This is a genomic window from Streptomyces globisporus (assembly GCF_003501885.1).
GTDB classification, from domain to species: Bacteria; Actinomycetota; Actinomycetes; order Streptomycetales; family Streptomycetaceae; genus Streptomyces; species Streptomyces globisporus_D.
In genome coordinates this window covers 1-9,881 of record NZ_QWFA01000246.1, presented here as the reverse complement: position 1 = coordinate 9,881, position 9,881 = coordinate 1, and the positions used below count along the sequence as shown (strand labels likewise).

The 9,881-nt window shown below is 70.6% G+C and carries 8 protein-coding genes; 5 read left to right on the top strand and 3 right to left on the bottom strand.

The genetic code is table 11. The features are described 5' to 3' along the window. On the bottom strand, positions 1-683 hold a 683-nt coding region (locus D3105_RS30615; RefSeq protein ID WP_133305726.1), incomplete at its 3' end, for a LacI family DNA-binding transcriptional regulator. 256 nt (positions 684-939) lie between these two features. On the opposite strand from D3105_RS30615, the gene D3105_RS30610 reads away from it, so the two are divergent. The 4 genes from D3105_RS30610 (at position 940) to D3105_RS30595 (ending at position 4,715) form a co-directional block, all read left to right on the top strand. After that, on the top strand, positions 940-1,704 hold the full coding sequence (locus D3105_RS30610; RefSeq protein WP_240647080.1) for an ABC transporter permease: 765 nt from the start codon (positions 940-942) through the stop codon (positions 1,702-1,704). A gap of 36 nt (positions 1,705-1,740) precedes the next feature. After that, positions 1,741-2,760 carry an ABC transporter substrate-binding protein gene (locus D3105_RS30605; RefSeq protein WP_118906163.1) on the top strand — a complete coding sequence of 340 codons (1,020 nt, stop codon included), beginning with the start codon at positions 1,741-1,743 and terminating at the stop codon, positions 2,758-2,760. Next, positions 2,757-3,587 (top strand): ABC transporter ATP-binding protein, encoded by an 831-nt coding sequence (locus tag D3105_RS30600; RefSeq protein WP_118906162.1) that lies wholly within the window; start codon positions 2,757-2,759, stop codon positions 3,585-3,587. The genes D3105_RS30605 and D3105_RS30600 overlap by 4 nt, the downstream gene beginning before the upstream one ends. A 177-nt stretch (positions 3,588-3,764) precedes the next feature. Then, a complete protein-coding gene (locus tag D3105_RS30595) occupies positions 3,765-4,715 on the top strand; it encodes an NAD-dependent epimerase/dehydratase family protein (protein WP_118906161.1) in 951 nt (316 codons plus the stop codon). Between the two features lie 61 nt (positions 4,716-4,776). Here D3105_RS30595 and D3105_RS30590 read toward each other — a convergent pair whose 3' ends face one another. Continuing rightward, positions 4,777-5,505 (bottom strand): sugar phosphate isomerase/epimerase family protein, encoded by a 729-nt coding sequence (locus D3105_RS30590; protein WP_240647082.1) that lies wholly within the window; start codon positions 5,503-5,505, stop codon positions 4,777-4,779. A 181-nt stretch (positions 5,506-5,686) separates the two neighbouring features. After that, entirely contained in the window at positions 5,687-9,187 is a 3,501-nt protein-coding gene (locus D3105_RS30585; RefSeq protein WP_118906160.1) for a ThuA domain-containing protein, read from the bottom strand. A 305-nt stretch (positions 9,188-9,492) separates the two neighbouring features. On the opposite strand from D3105_RS30585, the gene D3105_RS30580 reads away from it, so the two are divergent. Beyond that, positions 9,493-9,876: an MmcQ/YjbR family DNA-binding protein gene (locus D3105_RS30580; RefSeq protein ID WP_118906159.1), complete on the top strand. Its 384-nt coding sequence runs from the start codon at positions 9,493-9,495 to the stop codon at positions 9,874-9,876. Positions 9,877-9,881 lie beyond the last annotated feature (5 nt).

Sequence of the window (9,881 nt, the reverse complement as noted above, 5' to 3'; positions counted from 1 at the left end):
CCCTCCCGCGTGAACGCCCCCCGCACCACCCGCCGAAGGGTGATGCCCGCTGCGGCGAGCCCCTCCCGGAAGCCCGCCAACCGGTCGGCCACCGTGGTCAGTTCGGGCGGCCCGCTCAGCACGGCGAAGTCCCGGTGTCCCAGTGCCACCAGCGAGGCCGCGAGCGCCGCCGCCCCGGCCCGGTTCTCCGGCTGGACGGTGTCCACCCGCATCGACCGGTGCCGGCTGACCACCGCGACCCGGCCGCCCGCCCGGACGTACGGCTCCAACTCGGCGTCCATCGCCCGCTCCCAGGCCCGGTCCTGGAAGCCGGAGCCGATCAGCAGGATCGCCCGCGCCCGCTGGGCCCGCAGCATCGAGACGTACGCGATCTCCCGCGCCGGTTCCCGGAAGGTGGAGGCCAGCATCACCAGCAGGTCCTGCTCGGCGGCCGCGCGCATCACCCCGCCGGCGATGCCTGCGAAATACGGGTCGCCCACGTCGTGGCAGATCAGCCCAACCGTACGGTTGCCCTCGGCGCTCGCGAGGGCCTGGGCATGGGCGTTGGGGATGTAGCCGAGGAGATCGGCCGCCGCGCGCACCCGGCCGCGCAGATCGTCGCGGACCCGGGTGGTGCCGTTGAGGGCCCGGGACGCGGTGGCGAGCGAGACGCCCGCCTCGCGCGCCACCGCGTCGAGCGTCACATGGGTGGCGGGCGCCCGCCGTCGCGTATCGGGGTGGACCGGTGTTTCCCGTTCACTCAACTCGACCCCCAGGGGTGCGGTGGTGGCAGGGCCCCGAAACTTCGGGACGACCTCTTGACCGTGCGCGGGAGCAGTCATTAGCGTGGCGGCACCTTACCAGAAAGCGCTTTCTGAAAGCGCCTTCACGGACCGGGTCCGCAGCATCGCAGCATTGCACAGCTCTCCACAACTGCCCCCGAAGTTCAGGGAGTTCACCGTGAGTCAGAGCGCGCTCAGCAAGCGCCCCGCCGCCCTGGTGGTCTGGTGGGTGATCGCGGCCGCCGAGCTGATCGAGGCCTATCTCGTGCCGTCGCCCGGTGCGACGCTCGACGTCCTGACCTCGAAGGCCGGGTACCTCTGGCAGCACACCTGGGTGACGACGTACGAGACGCTCCTCGGCTTCGCCATCGCGGTCGTCGTCGGGGTGCTGGCCGCGGTGGTGATGGTCTACTCCTCGACGGTCGAGCGCACCCTCTACCCGATCCTGCTCTTCGCCCAGGTCGTGCCGAAGATCGCCATCGCCCCGCTCTTCGTGGTGTGGCTCGGGTTCGGCATCGCGCCCAAGATCCTCATCGCCGTGCTGATCGCCTTCTTCCCGGTGGTGATCTCGATGGTCACCGGACTCAAGGCCGTCGACCCGGAGATGCTCCAACTGTCCGCCACGATGGGGGCGAAGCCCTGGCAGACCTTCGTGAAGATCCGCTTCCCGGCGTCCCTGCCGCATCTGTTCTCCGGACTCAAGGTGGCCGTCACCCTCGCGGTGACCGGTGCGGTGGTCGGCGAGTTCGTCGGAGCGAACGAAGGGCTCGGCTACGTCATCCTCCAGGCCAACGGCAACCTCGACACACCGATGCTCTTCGCGGGGCTGCTGGTGATGTCGCTGATCGGCGTCGTGCTGTTCGTCGTCGTCGAGATCGCCGAGAAGCTGCTCCTGCCGTGGCACGCCAGCCGCCGGGACACCTCGGCCACCACCACGTTCTGAAGCACGCACCGACCTCCTCGTGAGAAGGGCCAGCCCATGCATGCGCGCAGACTCCTGATCGGTGTCGTACCCCTCGTCCTGGTGGCCACCGCCTGCGGCGGCGAGGAGGCTTCGACCAGCACCAGCGACTCCGGCAAGAAGCTGGACAAGGTCACGCTGACGCTCAACTGGTATCCGTACGGCGAACACGCGCCGTTCTACTACGGCAAGCAGCAGAAGATCTTCGAGAAGCACGGCATCGACCTGGACATCCGGGCGGGCCAGGGCTCCCAGAAGACGGTCCAGGCGACGGCCGCCGGGCAGAGTGACTTCGGCTGGGCCGACACCCCGGCCCTGCTCGCGGGCGTCGATCAGGGTGTGAAGGTGAAGAGCCTCGGCGTCTTCCTCCAGACGACCCCGGCCTCCGTGCAGTCCTTCGACACCAAGGGCATCGAGGGGCCCGGCGATCTGAAGGGGCGGACGATCGCCGGGACGGCCGGGGACGCGCTGTCCAAGACCTTCCCGATCTTCCTGAAGAAGAACGGCATCGAGGAGTCCGACGTCACCGTCCAGAACACCGACCCGGCGGGCAAGATCGCCGCGGTGATCTCCGGAAAGACCGACGGCCTCCTCGGTTACGCCAGTGATCAGGGCCCGACCATGCAGGACAAGGCCAAGAAGCCGGTCTCCTACCTCCGCTTCTCCGAGCACGGCCTGAACTTCTACTCCAACGGGCTGCTCGCCGGGCAGCGGACCCTCGCCTCGAAGCCGGCGGTGGCGGAGCGCATGGTGAGGGCGGTCAGCGAGGCCTGGGCGGCCGCCGCGAAGGCGCCGGAGCCGGCGGTGGCGGCCATGGAGGGGGCGTCCGAGCAACTGCCCCCGGAGGCCGTGCTGTCCGAGCAGTTCGCGACGACGCTGACCCTGCTCCACACGGCGGCGACCGAGGGCAAGGCGCCCGGCGTCAACACCGAGGCGGACTGGCAGCAGACCATCGACGTGTTCGCCGAGGCCGGCATGGTCACCAAGCCGAAGGCCGTCGGTGAGTACTGGGACACGAAGACGGCGCTGAAGGGATGACGATGCCGAAGCAGCAGACGACACCGCGCGTCCCGGCCGTCGCAGGGGCGGGCCCGGCGGCAGGGGTCCGGCTCACGGACGTGGCGGTCCGGTTCCGGAGCAAGAAGCGCGATGTCACCGCGCTCAGCGATGTCTCGCTGGACGTGGCGCCGGGGGAGTTCGTCGCCATCGTCGGGCCGTCCGGGTGCGGCAAGTCCACCCTCCTCAAGCTGGTGGCCGGTCTGCTCACCGCCTCCTCCGGGGACGTCCTCCTCGGCGGCGAGCGCGTCACCGGCCCCCGGCACGACATCGGTTACGTCTTCCAGCGCGCGGCCCTGCTGGAGTGGCGCTCGGCGCTGCGCAACATCCTGCTCCAGGCCGAGATCCGCCGCATGGAACCGGCCGTGGCGCGCGCCCGGGCCGACGAGCTGATCCGGATGACCGGACTGGGCGGATTCGAGGACGCCTACCCGCACGAGCTCTCCGGCGGTATGCAGCAACGCGTCGCGCTCTGCCGGGCGTTGCTGCACGAACCGCCGGTCCTGCTGATGGACGAGCCCTTCGGCGCGCTGGACGCCCTCACCCGCGAGCAGATGAACACCGAGCTGAACCGCATCTGGCGCACCACCGGCACCACGGTCCTGCTGGTGACCCATTCCATCTCGGAGGCCGTCTATCTGGCCGACCGGGTGGTGGTGATGAGCCCGCGCCCCGGCACCGTCACGGAGATCATCGAGGTGGGCCTGCCCGCCGAGCGCGACTACAGCGAGACGCTGGGCCGCCCGGAGTTCCGGGCGGCGGCGGCACACATCCGCGATCTGCTGGGGGCGGTGTCCGCGCACGACTGAGGGTGTTTCGCCGTGAAGGTCGGTCCCGGGCAGGTTTCCTGCCCGGGACCTTCGCGTTGAGGGGTCTGACGACAGCTATTGCGATGAGTGCTCTCGAAAGTTATGGTCTCTAACAGAAGCGAGTGCATAAAGCGCATGCGCCCCCGCTTCCTTCGCCGCCGCCCGAAGGGACCCGCCATGACCGCCGCCCAGCCCCTCCACACCGTCCTCGGCTCCGGACCCGCCGGTACCGCCCTCGCCCGCGAGCTGGTCCGCCGAGGCCACCCCGTACGGCTGGTCGACCGGTCGGGGCGCGGTCCCGCGCTCGAAGGCACCGAGCGGTACGCCGCCGATGTCGCCACACCCGAAGGCGCCCGCGACGCCGTGGCCGGGGCCGCCGTCGTGTACCACTGCGTCAATGTCGGCTATCACCTCCAGGTGGAGGTCATGCCGAAGATCCAGGAGGCGGTCCTCGACGCCGCCGAGGCGGAGGGCGCACGGCTCGTCGTGCTCGACACGCTCTACCCGTACGGGGAGACGCACGGCGCGGTGATGACCGAGGACACCCCGTGGAACGCCACCACCCGCAAGGGCCGGATGCGGGCCGAGCTGGACGCCCGCTATCTCGCCGCCCACCGCGAGGGCCGGCTCCCCGTCGTCCTCGGGCGCTCCGCCGACTTCGTCGGGCCCGGAGTCCTCAACTCCACGCTCGGCGGGGCCGTCTTCCCGGCCGCGCTCACCGGGCAGCCCGTGCCGGCGCTCGGCGACATCGACCTGCCGCACAGCTACACGTACATCGACGACGTCGCGGCCGGCCTCGCCACCCTCGGCGAACACCCGGACGCCGACGGCCGCGTCTGGCACCTGCCCACCGCACCGGCCCGCACCACCCGCGAGATCCTCGCCCTCGTCGAGCAACGCACCGGCCGGACCGTCGACGTCACCGTCGTCGCCGAACCCCGCCCCTTCGGCCCGTTCGACGAGACGTTCATGGCGGAGTACGCCGAGATGTTCTACCAGCACACCGAACCGCAGATCCTTGACTCCTCCGCCGTCGAGAAGGCCTACGGACTCACCCCCACCCCGCTGGAGACGGCGCTGGACGCCACCCTCACCTGGTACGGGGAGTTCCTCGCCGCCCAGCGCTGAGACGCGGTCCGGCCCCGGGCGCCGTACCGCACACCCGGCGCCGGACCGCTGCCACGACAGCTCAGTAGCGAAGCCGGGACAGATACCGGTAGCTGGCCCGCGCCGAGGCGAACGGATCGGCCGGCGCGTCGTGCTCCACCAGCCACTGCTTCACCCCGCCCTGCCGCGCGGTGTCGAACATCGCCGGGAAGTCCAGGATCCCCGACCCGACGTCCGCGAAGTCCCCGTTGGGCGCCATGTCCTTCACATGGAGCGCGGGGAAGCGCCCCCGGTGCCGGGCGAACAGCTCGCCCGGGTCGGACGAGCCGCCGTCGGCCGCCCAGTACAGATCCAGCTCGAAGCCGACCAGCTCCGGATCGGTCTCGTTGAGCAGGATGTCGTACAGGCTGACGCCGTCCACCACCTCATGGTCGCTGCCGTGATTGTGGTAGAGCAGCTTGAGCCCGGACTCCCGGGCGGCCAGACCCGCCCGGTTGAACTGCCGTGCCACTTCCCGGTACCCGTCCGGTGAGTGCAGTGAACCGGGCAGGCTCGGCACCACGATCCACTGACCGCCGAGGGTGTGGACGTCCTCCAGCGCCTGCGGCAGCCCGGAGCCGGTCACGATGTCGTAGCCGACATGCTCCAGCACCGCCTTGAGCCGGGCCCGGTCCAGCATCTGCCGGATCGCGGCGGGGGAGTTTTGGTGCCGGCCGCTCACGCCGACCGTCGCGTACCCGATCTCCGCGAGCTGCTCCAGCGTCCCCGCGAAGTCCGCCGCGAGCGGCGTCCGCATGGTGTACAGGTGCATGCCGATCCCCGACGGCGGGATCCGCCGGCAGCCCCGCCGGGCCGTCGCGGCGGCCGGGGCCGCGCCGAGGCCGACGGCGGCCACCGCCCCCAGCGCCGTACCGAGAAAGCCTCTTCGGGCTCCGTTCACGTGCTGCGTTCCCACGGGACTCCTCACTTCACGTCGATTCACGTCCACCGACTCACCTGACGTTGATGCGGACGGCGCCGGTGGTCGTGTCGCCCTTGTTGTCGGTGACCGTCAGATGGGCTGTGTAGGCGCCCTTGCGGTCGTAGGTGTGCGTCGCCGTCGGCCCCTCGGTGCCGGACGGCTTCACGTTGTCGCCGAAGTCCCAGTGGTACGAGGCGATCGTGCGGCCCTCGGCGGGCTCGACCGTGCTGCTCAGGGAGACAGCGAACGGAGCGGCGCCGGACGCCGGTTCGGCCTTCACCGCGACCGTCGTCCCGCCCTTTTTCTCCACGCCCGGGCCGTTGAAGTGCAGCCAGTCGACCGAGAGCAGATCGGCCTTGTCGGGACCCCAGTCCGGGTTGGTGAAGACCGCGTACAGCGTGGTCGAACCGCCCGGGTCCTTGAGCTCCGTCGTCGGGGAGATCAGCTTGTCGTAGCCGCCCGTGTTCGGGATCTCGACCGAGCCCAGCAGCTCACCGGTGGGGGATCCGGCCCGGAACTCCACCGTGCCGCCGAGCCCGCCGGAGGACGCTCCGACCGTCACCGAGTCGACGTCGGCGAGGTTCACCGGGTCGAAGCCGACCCAGTCGCCGTCCTCGATCTCGATCAGCCGCTTCCCGCCGGACGCGTCGGCCCGACTCCCGATCTCCGCACCGCCGTTGGGTCCGCCGGTCGCCGTGCGGTGCTCGGCCTCACGGAAGGAGGTGCGCAGGGTCAGCGAGGTGGAGCCGGTCAGCGCCGGGGCGTCCGGGGCCCCCTTGTCCTCGTACTGGGCGGTGATCCCGTAGTAGAGGTTCTGCCCCGGACCGTGGCTGTCCCCGGCATCCGTGACGATCTCCCCGGTGCAGCCGGTGTAGTTGTCCAGCGGATGCAGATGGGTGTCATGGCCGAGCTGCGACTGCACCACGACCCGCGAGCAGTCGATCCGCCCGCTTTCGTCGTCCTCCGCGTCGGTCACCCTCACCGTGAACGGGATCGTGTCCCCGAAGCTGAACATCCCGCCGTCCGGCGGCTGTTGGATCGTCACCTCGGGCCGGGTGTTGCCCACCGCGATCTCTTGCACCGCGAGCGCCGTCAGCTCGTCGGGGCCGGTCACGGTGAGCCGCGCGGTGTGCAGCCCCTTCGCGGTGTACGTGTGCGAGGGGGCGGCCTCGGTGGAGTCCGTGGTGCCGTCGCCGTCGAAGTCCCAGGCATAGGTGACGGGGTGATCGCCGGGCAGCCCCGAACCCTCGCTGGAGAACTTCACGGTCAGCGGGTCCGGCCCGCTGTCCCGGTCGACGGAGATCTTGGCGTCGGGCAGCCGGCCGTCGCCCACGTAATCGATCCGGTAGATCCCCGCGCCCTCGTTGCTCCCGCCCCGGCCGGTGCCGCTGCCGAGGCCGAAGTCGATGACGTACAGCGCCCCGTCGGGACCGAAGTCCGCGTCGAAGGGCTGGTTCCACTCCATGTCCTCGAAGATGCCGTTGACCGACTGGAGGTCGCCCGCCTTCACCGGGTCGAACCGGGGATCGGTGAACGTCTGGTCCTCGCTCTGGTACGAGAACGTCTTGAACCAGCGGCGGGTCAGCTCATAGTTGAACGCCTTCCCCTCGAAGTACGCGGGGAACTTGGTGCGGTAGGTGTTGTCCGGGTCGTAGTCGTAGACCGGACCGCCCATCGGGCCGCCGCCTCCGGTGCCCACCTCCGGGAACTCGGCCGACGCGGAGTACGCGTACCAGACCGTGGCGGGCTGGGCCGGCGGCAGCTCCCGCAGCCCGGTGTTGTTCGGCGAGTCGTTGACCAGCGCCCCGCAGTCGAACTCCGGCCCGGACGTCTTCGTCGCGAAGTCGTAGTCGTTGAACGGGGTGTTGTCGCCGATGCAGTACGGCCAGCCGAAGTTCCCCGCCTTGGTGATACGGGTGTACTCGACCGTGCCCTCCGGCCCTCGGTCCGCCTTCGCCTCGCGGGCGTCGGGGCCGTAGTCCGCGACCATCAGGGCCCCGCTGATCGGATCGGTGGTGATCCGGAACGGGTTGCGCATCCCCATCGCGTAGATCTCGGGCCGGGTCTTCTCCGTACCCGGGGCGAAGAGGTTCCCCTCGGGGACGGAGTACGTGCCGTCGTCCTTCGGAGTGATTCGCAGGACCTTGCCGCGCAGGTCGTTGGTGTTGCCCGCGGTCATCTGCGCGTCCCAGGCGCGGCGGCCCTCGCCCTCGTCGATCGGCGTGAAGCCGTCCGAGGCGAACGGGTCGGTGTTGTCGCCGGTCGCCGCGTACAGGTTGCCGTCCTTGTCGAAGGCGAGCGAACCGGCCATGTGCGAGTTGGCCCGCCCCTCGCCGCGCAGCGTCGGCACGGTCAGCAGCCGCTTCTCGGAGGCCGGGTCGACGGTGTTGCCGTCGGCGGTGAAGCGGGACAGGTTCAGCCGCTTCTCGACCTTGTCGGAGTAGAGCAGATACAGCCAGTTGTTCCCGGCGAATCCGGGGTCGAGCGTCAGCCCCAGCAGGCCGTCCGACTGGCTGGTCATCTCCGGGGTGTACGCGAAGTCCAGTGCGGTGGAGACCTTCATCGTCTCCTGGTCGATCACCTTCAGCTTCCCGGTCCGCTGGGCGAAGAACACCCGGCGGTCGGGGGCGACAGCCAGCTCGAACGGGTCGGCCAGATCGCTCGTGGCCAGCGGGGTCCGCTGGAACGAACCGGTGCGCGTCGCGGTGCAGTCGCCCTCCGCCGCACCGGCCGCCCACTGGATGCCGCCGAGCAGGTGCTGGACGAACGCCTCCTCCTGGAAGGCCGCCTCGTCGTGCCCGCCCGCCGTGAACCAGGACCGGCCCCCGTCGTAGTTCTGGCACCAGGAGAACGGGTGGTCGACGCCCTCGTCGAGCCCGTCGATCCCGTCGCGCACCTTGATCTGGGCGAGGGTGTGCACCTTGGACGTGGGGTTGGTGCGCCAGTTGTACCACTCCTCCTGGCGCTCCCAGAGGTCGGGAAGGTGCTGCGTGGAGGGGTGCGCGTGGTCGAGGACCTTGATCCGGCCGGTCTGCGGGGTGGGGTGCTTGTCGAAGATCGCGCCGACCAGGCCCTCGTACCACTCCCAGTCCCGCTCGCTGGCGGACGCGGAGTGCAGCCCGACCCAGCCGCCGCCCGCCCGGATGTACCGCTGGAGTGCGGCCCGCTCCTCCGTGTTCAGCAAGTCACCGGTCTCCGGTGTGGAGTTGGTGTTGTTGAAGACGACCGCCTGGAAGCGGCCGAGGTCCGCGTCGGTGAAGACCGAGGAGTCGGCGGTGGCCTCCACCGCGAAACCGTGCTCGGCCCCGAGCTTCTCGATGGCCTCGACGCCCGCCGGGATCGAGGGGTGGTCGGAGTTGGTGACCTCGGAGTAGACGAGCACCCGGTACCCATCGGCCGCCTGCGCGCCGGTCGGCGACGCCACCAGCAGAGCGAGGACAAGCGCCAGGAGCGAGGTGACGGCGATGAGGGGGGACGGGCCGCCGGGCGATCGGCCGACGCGGCCGGCCCGGCGTAACGAACGGCGTCTCATGGGGCGCTCCCTGTGCGGTAGAAGCCGGCTGTGGGTGTATAGAAAGCGCTTTCTGAATGACGCCGTTCAGAGTAGGTTCAGCTCTCGGACGCGGTCAATGGGTCTGCAGGGCCCACTGCGCCGGGCGAGGCGCGAGGCGCGGGGCGTCGGGCCGAGGGTCGTGCGGGTGCGGGTGCGGGTGCGGGTGCGGCGCGGTGCTGGGCGCGGGGTGTTGGACGCGGGTCCGGCCGCGGGTGGATGTCGGTGCAGGGCGTTACGGTCGAATCCCGGCAGCGCACCGTCGGGCCCTCGAAACGGAGGCCGGAATGACCGCCGACGCCACGATCACCGCCGCCGACGTCCGCTCGGCCGCGCTCTCCCTGCCCGACACCGCCGAGAAGCTCGCCTGGGGGCAGCCCACCTTCCGGGTGGCGGGCAGGATCTTCGCCTCGCTCGGCGACGACGAGACGTCGATGGGCGTGAAGTGCCCCCGCGAGGACCGTGCCGAGCTGATCGCCGCCGAGCCGGAGAAGTTCTTCATCCGCGAGGGGCACGACGACCACTACGCGTGGATGCGCGTCCGGCTGTCGGCGCTGGAGGGCAGGGGCGAGCTGGCTGCCATCCTCGCCGACTCCTGGCGGCAGGTCGCCCCGCGCCGACTGGCGGCGGCGCATCCGGAGCCGGCCGGGCCGGGGGAGGAGGACGGCTGAGGGGG

Excerpts from the sequence above, each read along its gene's own strand:
- D3105_RS30590 (WP_240647082.1), bottom strand. The coding sequence starts at position 5,505 with ATGCACCTGTACACCATGCGGACGCCGCTCGCGGCGGACTTCGCGGGG.
- D3105_RS30595 (WP_118906161.1), top strand. The coding sequence starts at position 3,765 with ATGACCGCCGCCCAGCCCCTCCACACCGTCCTCGGCTCCGGACCCGCC.
- D3105_RS30580 (WP_118906159.1), top strand. The coding sequence starts at position 9,493 with ATGACCGCCGACGCCACGATCACCGCCGCCGACGTCCGCTCGGCCGCG.
- D3105_RS30585 (WP_118906160.1), bottom strand. The coding sequence starts at position 9,187 with ATGAGACGCCGTTCGTTACGCCGGGCCGGCCGCGTCGGCCGATCGCCC.
- D3105_RS30605 (WP_118906163.1), top strand. The coding sequence starts at position 1,741 with ATGCATGCGCGCAGACTCCTGATCGGTGTCGTACCCCTCGTCCTGGTG.
- D3105_RS30600 (WP_118906162.1), top strand. The coding sequence starts at position 2,757 with ATGACGATGCCGAAGCAGCAGACGACACCGCGCGTCCCGGCCGTCGCA.